13 protein-coding genes and 1 pseudogene are annotated in these 17,768 nt (G+C 70.6%); 9 read left to right on the plus strand and 5 right to left on the minus strand.

Annotated elements, in window-relative coordinates; genetic code table 11:
- Positions 1-473: 473 nt before the first annotated feature.
- Both OWM54_RS43330 and OWM54_RS43335 read right to left on the minus strand, forming a co-directional pair.
- The gene (locus OWM54_RS43330) at positions 474-557 is read right to left on the minus strand and encodes an SWIM zinc finger family protein (RefSeq protein WP_223750207.1); all 84 of its coding nucleotides are present in this window, start codon (positions 555-557) and stop codon (positions 474-476) included.
- Positions 553-1,377, minus strand: a pseudogene (locus OWM54_RS43335) (ATP-binding protein); the annotation flags it as partial. The pseudogene OWM54_RS43335 and the gene OWM54_RS43330, both read right to left, overlap by 5 nt.
- 237 nt (positions 1,378-1,614) lie before the next feature.
- Here OWM54_RS43335 and OWM54_RS03265 point away from each other — a divergent pair.
- The 5 genes from OWM54_RS03265 to OWM54_RS03285 all read left to right on the plus strand — a co-directional run bounded on the left by OWM54_RS03265 (position 1,615) and on the right by OWM54_RS03285 (position 6,648).
- Positions 1,615-2,859, plus strand: coding sequence for a heparin lyase I family protein (locus OWM54_RS03265; protein ID WP_223784719.1), 1,245 nt, complete (start codon positions 1,615-1,617; stop codon positions 2,857-2,859).
- Between the two features lie 92 nt (positions 2,860-2,951).
- A complete protein-coding gene (locus OWM54_RS03270; RefSeq protein ID WP_141327140.1) occupies positions 2,952-3,269 on the plus strand; it encodes an antibiotic biosynthesis monooxygenase in 318 nt (105 codons plus the stop codon).
- On the plus strand, positions 3,266-4,441 hold the full coding sequence (locus OWM54_RS03275) for an iron-containing alcohol dehydrogenase (RefSeq protein WP_420715311.1): 1,176 nt from the start codon (positions 3,266-3,268) through the stop codon (positions 4,439-4,441). Before OWM54_RS03270 ends, OWM54_RS03275 begins: the two co-directional genes overlap by 4 nt.
- Positions 4,442-4,465: 24 nt before the next feature.
- Positions 4,466-5,203 carry a dienelactone hydrolase family protein gene (locus OWM54_RS03280; protein ID WP_141327136.1) on the plus strand — a complete coding sequence of 246 codons (738 nt, stop codon included), beginning with the start codon at positions 4,466-4,468 and terminating at the stop codon, positions 5,201-5,203.
- A gap of 287 nt (positions 5,204-5,490) precedes the next feature.
- The gene (locus tag OWM54_RS03285; protein WP_267696601.1) at positions 5,491-6,648 is read left to right on the plus strand and encodes a hypothetical protein; all 1,158 of its coding nucleotides are present in this window, start codon (positions 5,491-5,493) and stop codon (positions 6,646-6,648) included.
- On the opposite strand, the gene OWM54_RS03290 is transcribed toward OWM54_RS03285, so the two are convergent.
- A complete protein-coding gene (locus OWM54_RS03290) occupies positions 6,636-8,165 on the minus strand; it encodes a pyridoxal phosphate-dependent decarboxylase family protein (protein WP_223750134.1) in 1,530 nt (509 codons plus the stop codon). The two genes, OWM54_RS03285 and OWM54_RS03290, sit on opposite strands and share 13 nt — an antisense overlap.
- 17 nt (positions 8,166-8,182) lie before the next feature.
- Positions 8,183-9,781: a xylulokinase gene (locus OWM54_RS03295; protein ID WP_223750135.1), complete on the minus strand. Its 1,599-nt coding sequence runs from the start codon at positions 9,779-9,781 to the stop codon at positions 8,183-8,185.
- 169 nt (positions 9,782-9,950) lie between these two features.
- Between OWM54_RS03295 and OWM54_RS03300 the strand changes: the two genes are divergently transcribed.
- On the plus strand, positions 9,951-11,447 hold the full coding sequence (locus tag OWM54_RS03300) for an ArnT family glycosyltransferase (RefSeq protein WP_223750136.1): 1,497 nt from the start codon (positions 9,951-9,953) through the stop codon (positions 11,445-11,447).
- Positions 11,448-11,707: 260 nt separating this feature from the next.
- Positions 11,708-15,310 carry an endopeptidase gene (locus OWM54_RS03305; protein ID WP_223784726.1) on the plus strand — a complete coding sequence of 1,201 codons (3,603 nt, stop codon included), beginning with the start codon at positions 11,708-11,710 and terminating at the stop codon, positions 15,308-15,310.
- Between the two features lie 110 nt (positions 15,311-15,420).
- Here OWM54_RS03305 and OWM54_RS03310 read toward each other — a convergent pair whose 3' ends face one another.
- Positions 15,421-16,593: an AI-2E family transporter gene (locus OWM54_RS03310; RefSeq protein ID WP_223784727.1), complete on the minus strand. Its 1,173-nt coding sequence runs from the start codon at positions 16,591-16,593 to the stop codon at positions 15,421-15,423.
- 308 nt (positions 16,594-16,901) lie between these two features.
- On the opposite strand from OWM54_RS03310, the gene OWM54_RS03315 reads away from it, so the two are divergent.
- Entirely contained in the window at positions 16,902-17,231 is a 330-nt protein-coding gene (locus OWM54_RS03315; protein ID WP_267696602.1) for a hypothetical protein, read from the plus strand.
- 111 nt (positions 17,232-17,342) lie between these two features.
- A complete protein-coding gene (locus tag OWM54_RS03320) occupies positions 17,343-17,765 on the plus strand; it encodes a cupin domain-containing protein (protein WP_223750140.1) in 423 nt (140 codons plus the stop codon).
- Positions 17,766-17,768 lie beyond the last annotated feature (3 nt).

Genomic DNA, 17,768 nt, shown 5'->3' on the forward strand with positions numbered 1-17,768 from the left:
GGCCACCTCCGCGCACGCGCGCCGACGCGTCTCCTCGGAGAGCGCCTCGTAGGCCTCCGCCACGCGCGCGTGCAAGGCCACCCGCTCCGCTTCCGTCCACGTCGCCTCGAGCCCCGGCGCCCGCGTCGCGCTCGCGTAGCGGCCTCCCGAGACGGGCGTGAGCCACCCGCCCGACTCCAACCCCGCGAGCGACGCGAAGCCCCCCACGAGCGCGCCCAGCACCGCCCGGGGGAAACACGGCCCCAGCAACGCGCCCACCCGCAGCGCCTCGCGCCGCGCGTCCGACAGCGCCTGGAACCGGGCCGACACCACCTGCTCCGCCGTCGCGGGCAACGGCTCCAGCGGCGACTCCTCGTGGAGCGCGAGCGCCTGCAACAACCTGCGCGGATGGCCCGCGCCCACGCGCAAGAGCGCCTCCCGCGGCAGGCCCGCGGGCAGGCGCGCGGAGACCAGCGTGGCGGCCTCGCTCGCGCTCAACGCTCCCACCTCCAGCACCTCGGCCGGTGGCGGCACGGACGCCCCCGTGCGCTCCAGCACGAGCACGAGCACCGGCGCATGCGCCAGCCGCGTCACCAGCACCTCGAGCATCGCCCGGCTGAGGCCATCCGCGTGCTGCCAGTCCTCCAGGACGAGGACGCGCGGCGTCCGGTGTGGCAGCAGCGCATGGCAGAGCGCGTCGAGCAGGGCGATGCTCTCCGCGGAGAGGCTCGCGGGCACGCCTCGCCACCGCCGCCCCTCCAGCCACCCCGCCACCCGCTCCGCCTCGGCGCTCGACATGCGCCCCACGCCCGCCACCGGCCGCAGCGAGCGCGTGGCGTCCAGCAGGTCCAACAGCGGCCCCGCCGGAGTCCCTGGATGGGCCAGGCCGCTGCCCTCCCAGATGTCGAAGCGGTGCGCGGACAGCGACTCCACCAGCGCGTCCTTCAGCCTCGACTTGCCGATGCCCTCTTCTCCCACCAGCCAGATGGCCCGCCCCAGCCCCCGGCGCGCCTCCTCGGCGCACCACTTCAGCCGCTCCAGGTGCGCCAGCCGCCCCACGAGCGGCGGCTGACACGAGGCGAGCCCCCAGCGGCGCACCCCGCCCGCCAGGGGCGCGAGCAGCAGCGCGCGCGGGCACGTGGAGAGACCCGGGGAAAGTCGTGTCCCACAGGCCAGGCACACGCCCGACGACGCGGTCATGAGCACCTCCAGAGCCCGAACCTCTAACGCCACGGCCCCTTCACGCGCCTCGCGCCCGGGGGCTGTGCGTCTGTATTGAATCCGCCTGTGGGCCTGCCCTCCAGGCCACCGCACGCACGCACGCCCCCGCTGGATGTATGCCCTTTCCCTCACGGCATGGATGGGCTCGCCACCAATGCCAGACATTTCCAGCGCCATCGCCCAGACCCACACGTCGAGTATGCGCGCCGCGTTTCCTGCCCAGCAGGCAGGCTCGACGAGAACTGTTGAATACGAAATAAAATGAGGCGATGGTTGTCCTCCGCTGCAACGCGGCGAACCCCCGCCGTGACCTTGGAGAAGCCCCGCAACTGAAATCACTCGTCCGCCCGTCGTGAGACGTCGCCGGACACACTCCCCGTCTGTCTGTTTTTGAATCCCCCCAGAGGTTCCCACATGAAGCAGTCTCTTCTGCTGGCCGGCGCGTTGCTCGGCCTTGGCGCCACCGCGTGCGGTCCCCAGGACTACAATGAGCTGGGAGAGGCCCCCTCCGGCGCGGAGGCCACCGCGTTCGCGACGTCCGCCGCCGCGCTGACCGCCTCCAACTGCACGCAGCTCACGGCCACCTCCGTCATCGCCAAGGGCCACGACGGCAATGTGCCGGCCAACACGATGGATGACCGGCTCGACACGCGCTGGAGCATGCTCGGCAAGGGCGCGTGGATCGACTACGACCTGGGCGCCATCAAGTCGATCTCCGGCGTCACGGTGGCATGGCACGAGGGCAACACGCGCTCCAACACCTTCACCGTGTCGGTGTCGCCGGATGGCTATACGTACACGCAGGTCTACAGCGGCACGAGCGCGCTGCAGACCGCGGCGCAGACGTACTCCTTCGGCACCACGTCGGCGCGCCGGGTGCGCATCACCGTCATGGGCAACACCGTGAACGACTGGGCGTCCATCGCGGAGGCCCGCGCCTGCGGCAGCACCGTGACGTCCCCGCCTCCGCCCACCGGCAGCAGCGTGGTGTGGGTGGGTGACTTCGAGACGGGAGACCGCACCCAGTGGACGCGCGCGCAGATGGTGAGCTCGGACCGGCTGGCGCTGGTGTCCTCACCCAAGCGCCAGGGCGGCTACGCGCTGAAGGCCACGGTGAAGAAGGGCGATGACCCCATCAACTCCAGCGGCAACCGCAACGAGCTGGTGCGCATGACGAAGGAGCCGTCCGGCTCCGAGTACTACTACCGCTGGAGCACGATGTTCGACTCCACGTTCCCCAACGTGAACACGTGGCAGCTGTTCACGCAGTGGCACCAGGAGAGCGACACGGTGGGCGGCTCGCCGCCGGTGGAGTTCTACGTCTACGGCAACGAGGTCCGGCTGAACATCGGCGGCAACCCGGGCACCATCGTCTGGCGGGCGCCGCTGGTGCGCGCCAGGTGGATGGACTTCATCTTCCACGTGCGCTGGTCGGCGGACGCGAAGGTGGGCTTCGTGGAGCTGTACGTGGACGGCAAGCTGGTGCTGCCCAAGCGCTACATCGCCACGCAGTACCCGGGACAGGTCAACTACCTGAAGATCGGCCTGTACCGGAACGACACCATCACCCCCACCGGCATCGTCTACCACGATGGATGGGTGATGGCGCGCAAGCTCGAGGACGTGCTGAGCCCCACGGCCATCGTCAAGGCGCCGTAGCCCGGCGACGGCTGTACGGCACTCCACACGGTTTCAACCTCCGGGCCCGGGTCGCGTCCCCACGCGGCCCGGGCCCGGAGTAGTTTCGGGGCATGCCCAACACCCTGCGGGTCGTCCATGTCCACGTCCACGTGAAGCCCGAGCACGTGGACGCCTTCCGGGAAGCCACCCTGGCCAACGCGCGCGAGAGCGTGAAGGAGCCGGGGGTCGCGCGCTTCGATGTCATCCAGGACAGCGAGGACGCCACGCGGTTCGTGCTCGTGGAGGTGTACCGGAGCGCCGAGGCACCGGCCGCGCACAAGGACACGGCGCACTACCTGCGCTGGCGCGACACGGTGGCGCCGATGATGGCGGAGCCGCGCACCAGCCGGAAGTACGTGAACCTGTTCCCCGAGGACGCCGGGTGGTGACGGCGGGCCCCGCGGTCTTCGAGTTCGCCACCGCCACGCGGATTGTCTTCGGACCGGGCAGGTTGTCGGAGGCCCCCGCGTTGGTGCGCGGCCTGGGCGCGGAGCGCGTGTTGCTCGTGACAGGGAAGAACCCCGGGCGTGCGCACGGGCTCCAGACGGCGCTGGAGGCGCAGGGGTTGGTGGTGAGCACGTTCTCGGTGGAGGGCGAGCCCACGGTGGACGTGGTGCGACGTGGGCTGTCGGTGCTCGCGGCGGCGAGATGTGAGGCGGTGGTGGCGCTGGGAGGTGGCAGCGCGCTCGACGCGGGCAAGGCACTCGCCGCGCTGGCGACGCAGCGGGGCGACCCGCTGGACTACCTGGAGGTCATCGGCCGCGGACAGCCGCTCACCGGGGTGGCCCTCCCCTTCCTGGCGATTCCGACCACGGCGGGCACGGGGTCGGAGGTGACACGCAACGCGGTGCTGGGGTCGAAGGAGGCGCAGGTGAAGGCGAGCCTGCGCGGACCGCAGCTGCTGCCGCGGGTGGCGTTGGTGGACCCGGACCTGCTCATCGGCGCGCCGCCGTCGGTGCTCGCGTCCAGTGGCATGGATGCGTTGTCGCAGCTCATCGAGCCGTTCCTCTCCGCGCGCGCCAATCCGCTCACGGACGCATTGGCGCGTGAGGGGTTGCGTCGGTCCGCGCGCTCGCTGCGCCGGGCTGTGTTGTCGACGGAGCCGGATGCCGAGGCCCGCGAGGACCTGGCGCTGGCCAGCCTCTTCGGTGGACTGTGTCTGGCCAACTCGGGGCTGGGTGCGGTGCATGGCTTCGCGGCGCCGCTCGGAGGCATGTTCGATGCGCCGCATGGCGCGGTCTGCGCGGCGCTGCTCTCCGCGGTGCTCGAGACCAATCTGCGCGCGCTGCGGGAGCGTGCTCCCGAGCACCCGGCGCTGCCGCGTTACCGGGAGCTGGCGACGCTGCTCACGGGCCGCGAGGGAGCGAGCGCCGAGGATGCCATCGAATGGGTGGAGTCCTTGCGAGGAGCGCTGAGCATCCCTGGCCTGGCTCGTCATGGGCTGACCGTGGAGCGGGTGCCGGAGCTGGTGACGAAGGCGCGCGCCGCGAGCAGCATGAAGGCCAACCCGCTTCCACTCACTGACGCGGAGCTCACGCACATCGCCACCCGTGCGCTGTAGCCCCCGGCATTCACGAGGAACCCTATGGAAGACATCGACCTCGACACGCCTGATGGAACGATGGACGCGAAGCTGTTCCAGCCCGAAGGACGCGGCCCTTGGCCCGCCGTGCTGCTGCTCACGGACGCGATGGGCATCCGCCCCGCCTTCGAGCACGCGGCCCAGCGGCTCGCGGACGCCGGCTTTGTCGTGCTGCTGCCCAATGTCTTCTATCGCGAGGGGCGCGCCGCGACCTTGGACTTGAACGGCTCCTTCGCGGATGAGGCCTTCCGCAAGCGCATCTACGCGCTCATCGCCACGCTGACGCCGGAGCGCGTGCGCACGGACGGCGCGGCGGAGCTGGACTTCCTCGCGCGGCTTCCTCAGGTGCGTGGCCCCAAGGTCGGCGTCGCCGGCTACTGCATGAGCGGCGGCATCGCCGTGCGGCTGGCCGCGGACTTCCCTGACGTCATCGCCGCCGCCGTGTCCAATCATGGCGGTCGACTCGCGACGGACTCGCCGGACAGTCCTCACCTGCGCCTGGGCGACGTGAAGGGCGAGCTCGTCTTCGGCCACGCGGACCAGGACGCCTCCATGCCGGCTGATGCCATCCAGCGACTGGAAGCAGCGCTGAAGGCGGCCGGCGTGCGACACCAGTCCCGACTCCACGTGGGAGCCCGCCACGGCTACGCGGTGGAGGACTCGGCCGCCTATCAGCCCGAGGCCGCCGAGGAACACTGGCGCGAGCTGCTCGACGTCATGGGACGCACGCTGGCGAAGTGAGGCCCACCCGAGGCCCTCTTGCCAGCAAATCGCGGGAGCGTTATTCGTACGCCCATGGTTCGCGTCGTGATTGCTCGTCGATTTAGCCGCCCCCCGGCCCCCTTCGGGTGTCGGGAGGCCGTGCTGCTCTGAGCGCGCACGCACCTCTCGTTGGCGAAACGCCGTCTGGCGCGACGCCCACCCGGAGCCGCCGGGGGGGCATCCGAGGCCGGTGACGCCTGGCGGACTCCTCGCTCGGCGTGCCGGAGACCGCTGCGTTTCCCGTTCGCTTCCGAGAGGTCTTCCCCATGTCGTCCCTTCCCATCGCCGTCCTCAGCGCCGAGGAGCTTCGGCGCGCCCTGTCCGTTCGCGATTTGACCGACCCCGCCTCGGGTCCTCACGCCCTCCAGCTCCTCGTCGCCTCCGCGCTCGACGCCCTGCGCACCGCCTGGCGCTGCGAGGTCCTGACGCATCGACAAAGCCCCGTCGTCTCCATCGCCGACAACTACGACCGCCTCCACTACCCACCCGGAGGCGTCGCCCGCGACGCGCGCTACACCCGATACGTCTGTGACACCGCCCTTTTGCGCTCGCAGACCTCCGCCATGATTCCCGGCGTCCTGCGCCGCCTCGCCTCCTCCCCACCCGAGGACGTACTGGTCGCCTGTCCCGGCCTCGTCTATCGACGCGACTGCATCGACCGGCTCCACACCGGCGAGCCCCATCAGATGGACCTGTGGCGCATCCGCCGTGGCCCGCCCCTCACCCCCCAGGACCTGCGCCAGATGATCGCCACCGTGGTCCAGGCACTCCTCCCCGGACGCGAGCTGAAGCTCACCGACGCCGTGCACCCGTACACGACGGACGGCCTGCAGATCGACGTCCGGGACGGCGACGACTGGGTGGAGATCGGCGAGTGCGGCCTCGCGCTCCCCGCCCTGCTCGCCGAGAGCGGCCTGGAGGCGGGCCCCGTCACCGGACTCGCCATGGGCCTGGGACTCGACCGCATCCTCATGCTGCGCAAGGGCCTGGACGACATCCGGCTCCTGCGCTCCACCGACCCACGCATCGCCACGCAGCTGTTGGACCTGACGCCCTATCAGCCCGTGTCCTCGATGCCCGCCGTGCGCCGCGACATGTCCCTGGTCATCGACGAGCACCGCACGGCGGAGGAGCTGGGCGACGCCGTCCGCGCCGCGCTGGGCGCACGGGCGGAGCTGGTGGAGAGCGTCGAGGTGGTGAGCCAGACGCCCTACGCCGAGCTCCACCCCAACGCGGTGAAGCGCCTGGCCCTCCGCCCGGACCAGAAGAACGTCCTCCTACGCGTGGTGCTGCGCTCCCTGGAGCGAACCCTCACGCATGACGAGTGCAACGAGCTGCGCGACGACATCTACGCCACGCTGCACCAGGGGACCACGTGGGAGTGGGCCGCGCGCCCACGTCCCAGAGCGCCTCAGACCTTGTAGAGCAGGTCCATGTACTTCTTGAGCAAGTCGCTCACGAGGCCACGGAAGGGGACGGCGGCGGCCATGCCGTAGACGGGCGCCATCGTCCCCTTCTGGCCGGGGTTCGCCTTCACGTGGTCCACGGCGGCGCGCAGGTCCGACAGGAAGCGCTCCGCCACGCCCGGCTGCGCGTGCCGCAACGTCACGCACAGGTGCACCGCCGCGGGCTTGTGCAACCCGTTGAGGCTCCACCCCTGCTCACCCAACCGCTCCATCACCTTGAAGATGTCCACCGTCTCGGAGCCGAACGCGATGACGAACAGCGGGTCCCCCAGCACGTGCAGCTCGGGGATGGCGCGGATGCCTTGCTTGATCGTATCCGCCGTCTCGAGGATGCGGCGTGTGGCCTCCAGGTAGCCCTGCTCCCCCATGCTGACCAGCGACGCCCACGCCACCGCGATGAGCGCGCCGGGACGACTGCCGGAGAACGTGGGCGAGAAGTAGATGCCGCCGGGCCACTCCGTGGCCGTGAAGTACTGATGCGAGCGCAGCTCGGTGCCCCGGTACAACACCACCGACGAGCCCTTCGCCGCGTAACCGAACTTGTGCGTGTCCGCGGACATCGACGTCACGCCCGGCAGCCGGAAGTCGAACGGCGGCACCTCGCGCCCCAGCTTCCTCGCGAAGGGCAACACGAAGCCGCCCAGGCACGCGTCGGTGTGGAAGCCGATGCGCTTCTTGCGCGCCAGCTCGGACAGCTCGGCGATCGGGTCGATGACACCGTGGGGAAAACCCGGCGCCGAGCCGATGAGCACGATGGTGTTGCGCGTGATGGCCTTCTTCGTCGCGGCCACGTCCGCGCGGTAGTCGGCCCCCACCGGCACGCGCACCATCTTCACGCCGAAGTAGTGCGCCGCCTTGTCGAAGGCCGGGTGCGCGCTGGAGGGCGCCACCATCTCCGGCTTCGTGATTCCCTTCGTCTCCCGCGCCCAGTCCCGGTACGTCTTGATGGCGAGCATGATGCTCTCGGTGCCACCCGAGGACATCGAGCCACAGACGTGCTCGGAGGCCGGGCGCCCCGCGTTCGCCGCGTCCGCGCCCAACATCGTCGCGGCCATGGCGATGACCTCGGCCTCGAACTTGGTGGCGCTCGGCCACAGGTCCGCGTGCAGCGGATTGCTCTGCGAGTGCAGCGCGTAGACGCGGTTGAGGAAGTCGATGTGCTCCGAGTCGCCGCTGTACACGGCGCCGGACACCTTGCCGTCCCGCCAGCGCGCCTCCTCCTGCGACTCCAGCGCCTGCAGCTCGCGCAGCACCTCCTCGCGCGAGCGCCCCGTCACCGGCAGCCGGTCGAACGCGGGCATCTTGCCCCGGTACGGCTTGAGCCCTCCCTCCAGCTCCGACAGCAGCGTGTCCGTCTCCTTCGAGAGCAGGTCGCGCACCAGCGGCACGGCCTTGAGATAGCGCTCGGCCGCCGACAGCAGGCGGGGCGGGACGTGGTTCAGCAGGTTCAGCGACTTGGGGTCGGGCAATGCCATGCGCGGCTCCTGGGCCTTCAGGCGCTTCGCGCGCGGTTGAGCCGCGCGAAGATGGCCTTGTTGCTCTTGTAGAGGTTGACGAATTCGCGGAACAGCTCGTCGTACAGCGCGCGGTTCGCGGGGTCCGGCTCGAAGGTCCGCGCCACGGGGACGAGCGCGGGCAGCTGCTCCACCGTCAGCTCCCCCAGCGCCACGGCCGCCTGGAACGCGGCGCCGCGCGCGTTGGCCAGCACCGGCTCGTCCACCTGTTGGATGGAGCGGCCCAGCACGTCCGCGTGAATCTGGCACCAGAGCGCCGAGCGCGCCCCTCCGCCGATGATGCGCAGCGACTCCAGCTTGCGCCCGACGAACTGCTCCACGTAGGTGAACAGCCAGCGCGAGTTGAAGGCCACGCCCTCCATCACCGCGCGCACCAGGTGCGCCCGCGTCGTCTTCAGCGACTGGTTGAAGAACCCGCCGCGCAGCGACTTGTCGTCCACCGGGCTGCGCTCGCCGTTGAGCCAGGGCAGGAAGATGAGCCTGTCACTTCCGGCGGGCACCTGGCTCGCCTCGCGCTCCATCAACCGGTACACCTCCGCGGAGTCCTCCTCCTGTCCCTCGGGCCGGCCCGCCTGGCCATACAGGATGTTGTCCTTGAGGAAGGTGAGGCAGATGCCCGCGGACTCCTGCTCGTTGGCGAGCAGGTAGCGCCCCGGCAGCGCCGACGGCACGGACGCCATCTGGTGGAACAGGTCCGACTTCTTGTACGGCACGTGGCAGCACAGCCACGACGACGTGCCCACGCACAGGTGCGCCTCGAAGTCGCGCACCGCGCCCGAGCCCACCGCCGCGGCGAGGATGTCCGGCGCCCCCGTCACCACCCGCACGTCCTCGCTCAGCCCCAGCTCGCTCGCGGCCCGGGGGCTCAGCGGCCCCAGCACGCTCGCGGCGGGCACCAGGTCCGGCAGCTTCTCGCGGTGCAGGCCCGACATGCGCAACAGCCCCGCGTCGTAGTCCACGCGGCCCAGCGTCCGATTGTCCGTCACCCAGTGCAGGGTGATGGAGTCGTACGACGCCGCGAAGCGTCCGCTCAGCTTCAGGTTGAGCCAGTCCTTGGGCTCCAGGAACTTGTACGTCGCGCGGTAGACCTCCGGGTGCTCCGCCTGGAGGTAGAGGATGTGGCCCACCGGGTCCTTCCCGGACAGGCTCGGCACGCCGCCCGTCAGGCGGATCCACTGGAACAGCCGCGTGACGCCATAGCCCTCGATGGGCACCAGGCCTCCCGCCACGCGCTTCACATGAGGCGCCCCGCGCGAGTCCATCCAGATGAGCGCCGGACGCAGCGGCGTCCCCTGCTCGTCCACCGCCACCGTGCCGGACCACTGCGAGCTGCAGTTGACGCCGATGATGTCGCGCGCGGACACCGTCCCCGCGCCGAGCAGCCTGCGCGTGCCCCGCACGATGGCGCTCCACCACGCCTCCGGGTCCTGCTCCGCGCCGCCGTCCGGCAACAAATCCAGCGCCAGCGGCTCCACCTCGCCCCCGAGGATGCGCCCGCGCAGCGTGACGACCGCCAGCTTCACGGCGGAGGTGCCCAGGTCGATGGCCAGGATGGACTTGTCACCTGCGTGGGACACTCGGCCCTCCGAGCCGGAATGGGGAGCCGCCCGAGCACGACGGCGGGCCGGACTCTAGGAAGCGCGTCGTGCCCCTTGCCATCCACAAGTCGGGGCAAGGGCGCTTTTCTGAACGACGGGCCCCGCCCCGGGCCTTGGTGCTAGCGTGCACGCCTCCCCTGGGGGTGGCATGCGCCGGTTCGTCGTCAGCGCGAGGGAGCTGTGGCAGCGGCACCCGGTGGCGCTGGGTGTCGCGGTGACGTTCTCGCTCAGCCTGCTGTTGCGCTGGCTGTATCTCCAGTCCGCGCCGGACCGCGCCTGGCCCTTCTCCATCTTCTTCTACGGCGACTCGCGCTTCTTCCACACGTACGCGCTCGAGCACGCCCGGGGACTGGAGAGCTCCGCCACCCTGCCCTACCACCCGCCCCTGTTCCCGTGGCTCCTGGGCCTGCTGTACCGCGTGCTGGGCGAGCCCCAGGGCAACGCCTATCCGTACAAGCTGTGCCTCGCCGCGCTCAGCGCCTCCACCGTGGCGCTGTCGTGGACGTGGTGGCGGGGCCTGCTGGGCACCGCGTGGAGCTTCGTGGCCGCGGGCCTGTTCGCCGCGAGCTTCGGCTGGCTGGTGCTGTCCACCACGTACAGCAACGAGGTCCTGTACGCCTTCTTCCTCACCGCCACGCTCGCGCTCGTGCTGCGCCACCGCGCGGGGCCCACGCCCGTCGGCGCCGTGCTGCTGGGACTCGCGATGGGACTGGGCTCGCTCACCCGCGCCGAGCACCTGTACCTGTGGCCCTTCCTGCTCGCGTGGGCCTGGCTGTACCGGGGCTCCACGCCGCTGACGTCGCTGGCCACCCGCTGGGGCGCCGCGGTGCTCGTGTCCGCGCTGGTGCTCGCACCGTGGGCCCTGCGCAACGCGCGCGTGCTCCAGGAACTCAACGCGAGCACGCCCGCGCTGGAGCCCCTGCCCGTCATGGCGCCCGTCACCGTGTACGGCCCCATCAACTTCGCCATGGCGAACCACGCCGGCGCCACCGGCGGCTTCACCCCGGACTCCGTCAACCAGCTGGGCCAGGACGGCCACCTGGACGTGGCCAACACCGCCCAGCGACACCTGCTCCTGCACGGCTACGCGGTGGGCCTGGCGTGGATGCGCGAGCACCCCGCCGACGCCGCGCGGCTGTGGAGCGCCAAGCTGGGACGGTGGCTGGATGGACTGAGCCTGGGCCTGGGCGCGTCCAACCTGCCCTCGGGCCTGAGCGGCTCGCGCGCGCCCGTGGACCTCTTCGTCCCCGAGGGCGGCGCGCTCAAGTGGCCGCTCGTCGCGCTCCTCGTCGCGGGCGTCCTGTTGTCCGTGACGCCCCGCTGGCGCGCCTTCAGCCTGCTGTCGCTCGTCGTCCTGCACCGGGCGCTCATCACCGCCGCCTTCTTCGGCTACACGCGCGGCCTGCTCACCATCTTCCCCGCCCTGCTCCCGCTGCTGCTGCTGCCCCTCGTCGCGCTCACCGCGCGAAGGCCCGCGCTCGCCCTGCGCGTGCCCGCGGTCGCGGGCGTCCTGCTGCTCCTGTTGTGGGTGGAGGCCGGGGCGCTCGCGCTCGGCGCGCCCCGCGGCTTCATGGCCAGCGGCAGCACGGACCGCACCAGCGGCAAGCTCATCCAGGACGACTGGGTGCGCATCTGGCCGAAGTGAGCCAGAACAACCTGTCAATAAAATTTGGATGAGGGTGGCACAAATACGCGCCCAGCGCCATAGCGGTATTCACTTAGGGTGCGTCGAAGTGTTCGCCAGTCAACACTCCTACCCCGCGTTTTCCCTAGAGCACATGTCTGGAACGAATCTCTGGGAATAAGCCATATTCAATTTTCTGCGGGGCATCAGTAAGGCGTCTGCGGGCTCCGCACCGGAGCCTTCGGGGTCCGCCCCTCGGGACCCCCATAGAGGAGAACCGCATGCGCCACACCCAGGTGTCAGCAGCATGTCTTGCCTTGCTCCTGTCAGGGACGAGCTGGGCGGTCCAGCCCCCCCAGGCGGGACCGAGCGCCGTCGCCGACAAGGCCTTCTTCAAGCCGGAGTTCTACCTTCCCATCCAGAACATGCCGCTGCAGCAGGCCCAGCAGACGCTGGACAAGGCGGCGGTGGGAGGCTGGGACGACTTCTTCAAGCGCAACGGGAGGGACTTCCGCGTCCACATCGACCCTCGCACCGGCACGCCGTCGGGCATCGAGGGCGCCTACCCCATCATCCCCGGCAAGGGCGTGCGCAACCGCGTCACGCTCGACAGCGTGCGCGAGGCCATCGGCCGCTCCGTGGCGGAGGTGGACGAGTCCGTCGTGGGTGACCTGGTGTTCAAGTACATCGCGGACAACCAGGCCGCCTTCAACCTCGACGTGATGCAGATGAGCGCGCCGCGCGTCACGAAGATCAACGACAACCTCTGGCAGGTGCACATCGGCCAGGTGGTCAACGGCATCCCCGTGCGCCACGCGCGCATCGCGGCGACCATCAGCCACGGCAACCTCATCCTCGTCGGCACCGAGGCGTGGGCCACGGTGGGCATCGAGACCCGCCCGGCGCTCTCCGCCGGTGACGCGCTGGTGGCCGGCAACGGCTTCGTGGGCCTGAACACCAGCCCCCAGGGCCTGTGGCAGCAGCCCACGCTGGAGATCGCCCCCGTCGCGCCGGAAGGTGAGTCCTTCGCCGGCGCCGTGGGCACCGGCTACAAGCACCAGCTGGTCTACGCCTACGGGTTCCAGGACCCGGACAGCCACCAGCGCTGGAAGGTCACGGTGGACGCGAACTCGGGCGAGACGCTCGCCATCGAGGACGACAACCACTACTTCGACGCGCAGATCAACGGCGGCATCTACCCGTCCACGAACATCGGCACGTGCACGGACAACACCGTGTGCGGCACCATCAAGCCCAACTCTCCCATGCCCTGGGCGAACACGGGCCTGGCCTCACCGAACAACTTCACCGACGGCGCCGGCATCTTCAACTACAGCTCCGGCACCGTCACCACGTCGCTCGCCGGTCGCTACGTCCGCGTGTCCGACAGCTGCGGCGCCATCAACGTCAGCTCCACCACGGGCAACATCGCCCTGGGCGGCGTGAACAACGACCACGACTGCACCGTGCCCACCGGCACGTCCGCGGGCAACACCGCCGCGTCGCGCTCCAGCTTCTACGAGCTCAACAAGCTGGCGGAGCAGGCCCGCGGCTACCTGCCCAACAACACGTGGCTGCAGCAGCAGCTGCTCGCCAACGTGAACATCAACAGCACGTGCAACGCCTTCTGGAACGGCACGTCGGTCAACTTCTACCGCAGCGGCGGCGGCTGCCGGAACACGGGTGAGATTGGCGCCGTGTTCGACCACGAGTGGGGCCACGGCCTGGATGACTTCGACGCCAACGGCTCGCTGTCCAGCTCCAGCGAGGGCTACGCGGACATCGCGGCCATCTACCGCCTGCAGACCTCCTGCGTCGGCTACGGCTTCTTCCACACGACCAACCTGGGCTGCGGCCAGACGCCGGACGGCTCGGGCTACAACCAGCAGGAGTCGCAGGTCTCCGGCTACAAGTGGTGCGACACGCGCTGCTCCGGCGTGCGCGACTCCGACTGGGGCGCGGCGCTCTACGCCACCCCGTCCGCCCCGACGCTGGTGCCGGCGCCCCCGGCCACCCCGCAGAACTTCGTGTGCCCCATGTGCTCCTCCGGCACGGGCCCCTGCAGCAAGCAGGTGCACTGCGCCGCGTCGCCCGCGCGTCAGGCCGCCTGGGACCTGGTCGCTCGTGACCTGACGGCCGCGCCGTTCAACTACGACTCCAACACGGCGTTCATCGTCGGCAACAAGCTGTTCTACCAGGGCTCCGGCAACATCGGCGCCTGGCACGCCTGCAACTGCTCGGGCGGCACGTCCGACGGCTGCGGCTCCACCAACGGCTACATGCAGTGGCTGGCGGCGGACGACGACAACGGCAACCTGAACGACGGCACGCCGCACATGACGGCCATCCACGCCGCGTTCAACCGTCACAACATCGCCTGTAACACCATCACCCCGGTGAACTCCGGTTGTTCGTCCGGTCCCACCGCGGCGCCCACGCACACCGCGACGCCGGGTGACGGCCAGGTGGCCCTCAACTGGACGGCCTCCGCGGGCGCCACGGAGTACTGGGTGATGAAGACCGAGGGCATGGGCTGCGACTTCGGCAAGGCGAAGGTCGCCACCGTCTCCGGCACCAGCTACACGGACACCGAGGTCGCCAACGGCCGCGAGTACTGCTACTCCATCGTCCCCGCGTCCTCCAACGCCTGCTACGGCGCGGCGAGCACCTGCTCGTGCACCACGCCGGTCTGCGCGGCGCCGGGCGTCGCCACCCTGTCCACGCCGTCCAACGGCGCCACCGGCGCGGAGCTGGCCACGGTGCTGGACTGGAACGACGTGACGGGCGCGTCCACGTACGAGGTGCAGGTCTCCACCAGCCCCACGTTCGCCACGGTGGTGGCGTCCGCCAACTCGCTGGTGGGCAGCACCTGGACGGTGACGCCGTCGCTCAACGTGAACACGACCTACTACTGGCGCGTGCGCGCGAACAACTCGTGCGGCGGCGTGGGCACCTGGTCCACGGCGTCCAGCTTCACCACGCGCGGCTGCGTGGCGCTCTCCGCGCCCACGCTCGCGTCCCCGGCGGATGGCGCCACGGGCGTGGCCTCGGCCACGGCGCTGGACTGGACCGACGTGCCGAGCGCGGCGACGTACGAGGTGCAGGTGGCCACGGACGCGGGCTTCGCCAACATCGTCCGCTCCGCCAACGCGCTGACCACCAGCAACTGGACGGTGTCCCCCAACCTGAGCAGCGCCACGACGTACTACTGGCGGGCCCGGGCGGCGGACGTCTGCGGCACCAGCGCCTTCAGCGCCGTGCGCAGCTTCACCACGTCCACCGTCTGCACGCCGACGCTCGCCACGTTCGACACCACCCGCCAGGCCCCCACGTGCGGCACGGTGTGCGGCTGCGACACCGGCCCCACGCTGGTCAACGGCCGCGGCTCGATGTCCGGCGGTATCGAGCCGAACCAGCCGAACACCATCAATGACTCGTGCGCGGACGGCACCTCCGGCTCCTACCACGGCGACGAGAGCATCGACCGGGTCGTCATCAAGACGGTCGACCAGGGTCCGTTCGCCGCGGGCAAGCAGGTGACGGTGGAGGTCACGGTGTGGTGCTACAGCACCGGCTCCTCCGACTTCTTCGACCTGTACTACACGACCAACGCCGCGTCCCCGACGTGGACGGCCCTGGTCACCGGCGTGGTCTGCCCGGCGGGAGGCGTGCAGAAGTTCACGCACACGTTCAACCTGGCCAACACGGCGGGCACGCACGCCATCCGCCCGCAGTTCCGGTTCACCGGCACGGCGAGCGCCTGCGCCAGCGGCAGCTACAACGATCGCGACGACATGGTCTTCTCCGTCGGCGCGGCCGTGGCCTCCGCGGACTCGGGCAAGTCCACCACGTCCCAGGGCCGCGCGGCTCCCGCCGGCCGCTGACCGACGCCTCCCGTCCCCTCCGGTGCAAGCGGGCCGGAGGGACGCGGGTGAGTGACAGCAGGGATGGATGACGAGGGCTTCCGGGCGGTCCGCCGGAGGCCCTCTGTCTTTCAGTGGCGCTCGCCGGGGCCCTGCTCCGACGGAGGCTCGCCGCCTTCCAGCGGGCCCGCGAGCAACAGCCCCTCCTCCACCGCGCCCTTGCCCACCTGGCGGCGCGCGCGCTCGCGGTGGTGGGCGCGCCTGAAGCGCAGCTGCCGCTCGCGGAGGACCTCCTGGAGCAGCACCTGCGCGGCGGCGGCCAGCGGCACGGCGATGACCGCGCCGAGCAGCCCCGCCAGGGCGCCACCACACAGCACCACCAGCGAGATGAGCAGCGGGTTCATCCGGATGGCGCGCCGCTGCACCATGGGGCCCAGCACGTTGGACTCAATCTGGTTGTAGACGACGAAGATGATCAGCGCGATGACCGCCGAGCGGAACCCCACGGTGGCCAGCGTGGTGAGGCTCACCAGCACACCGCTGACGATGCTGCCGATGTAGGGGATGACGCCCAGCACCATCACCGCCAGCCCCAACGGCAGGAAGTACGGCACGCCCTGGGCGAGCGCGACGATGGCCGCCACCACGCCGCCGATGGTCATCACGAACAGGGTGCCGGCGATGTAGTTGCTCACCGCCTCGCGCATGCGGCCCACCAGTTGGCGCACGTGGTGCTGCCGCCGCGGCGCCACCCACTGGAGGATGCTCTCGTACAGTTCGCCGCCGAACAGCAGGCCGAACACGGTGAGCGCCACCACCGTGATTCCACCGGCGAGCAGTCCCAGGGAGGAGGACAGCACGCCCACCGCGCGACCCGCCAGGTCCAGCGGCTCGAAGCGCAGCAGCTCCTCCGGCTTCAGCTCGAAGCCGTAGCGCGTCCCCAGCTCCTGGAGCCACTTCGACTGGGAGAGCTTCTCCAACAGCCCCGGCGCGGACTGGACCAGGCCCTCCAACTGCTGCACCAGCGCGGGCACCAGCGTCCCCACCAGCACGCCCATCAACCCCAGCAGGAGCAGCGCCACCGCCGCCACGCCCAGGCCGCGGCGCACGCCCCAGCGCTCCAGCCTGCGCACCAGCGGGTCCAGCGCGAGCGACAGCAGGAGCACGACGGCCAGCAGCGTCAGGAGCGGATAGAGCCTGCGCAGCACCAGCCAGCAGACCGCGAGCAACAGCACCTGAAGCCCCACGGCCCACACCGTGCGGGCGGGCACGTAGACGGGGAGCTGGCGTCCTGAGTCCTTCATGCGCGACAAGGTAGGAAGTGGCGCGCCGCCAGTCAGTCCCCCACCCACACGAGCGCGGGACGCTCGCGCGCACGAGCGCCCGGGCCCAGGGGCGTCGACGCTCGGTATCTCGTGGAGCAGGCGGACGGCCGAGCCCCCGTGCGCGCGCTGACTCCACGGGGCGGTTGGCGGCGCGCCGGAACGAACCTGTGCCGTGAGGGTGCTGGCGCCCCACCCTTCAGTCCGACAGCGACGGGACACAACCGGACTGCGCCATGTCCGATAATCTTCAAGCAGACCTGGAATCACGCCCGGAAGGAGGCGACGCGATGTGGGTCGAAGCCATCGTCATGCCCCGAGAGAAGCCCGCGGAGGTTCGAGCCGCTCCACGCGGCGCGGCCAGGCGTGCGTCCGCGGCCGCGCCCCTGGAGAGCCGCGCGGCCATCCACCAGCGTGCGGGGGAGGAGAGCCGCCAGTTCCGCGACCAGGTGCTCGGCTTCCTGCGGGCGCACCAGTTGATGAGCGCGGTGCGCTGGGTGAGCGAGCCCGGGGTGTTTCCGTTGGTGACGCTGCACTGCACACGCGGCGTGCTGGAGCGGCTGCGCCGCGAGCCGGGCTTCGAGGCGGGCCAGGCCATGTCGTTGGAGCTGACGACCTGAGGCCCTGTCGCGCCCCGGGAGCATCCCTACGTTTCCCTTGAGACATCACAGTCGGGCCACGGGTTCCGGGGCGCTCCGGCGCTCCTCCGCAGGCTCGCAGGGGGGAACATCATGAGCGAGCTCAGCATCAAGCGCTTCTCCACGCCCGACGAGCGTCGGCCGTTCGCCGACCACGGGCACGCGGAGATTCTCCGCTTCGACGACGACACGACGGTGGGAAGGGTCGTCTTCGAGCCGGGTTGGAAGTGGTCCCAGGACGTCAAGCCGCTGGCGGGAACCGACTCCTGCCAGGTGGCGCACGCCTGCTACATCGTCAGCGGGCGCATGGTGATCCGGATGGATGACGGCACCGAGCTCGAAGCGGGCCCGGGAGACGTGGCCATCATCCCGCCGGGCCATGATGGCTGGGTGATTGGCGACGAGCCCTGCATCGCGGTGGACTTCGAGGGCATGGGCCACTACGCGGAGCGCGGCGCGTCCCAGGGCCGCGCGCGCGTGCAGTCCTCCACCCAGCAGCCGCCGGGCGTTCACTGACTC

The organism is Myxococcus sp. MISCRS1, from assembly GCF_026626605.1.
In the GTDB taxonomy this organism is placed as follows: Bacteria; Myxococcota; Myxococcia; order Myxococcales; family Myxococcaceae; genus Myxococcus; species Myxococcus fulvus.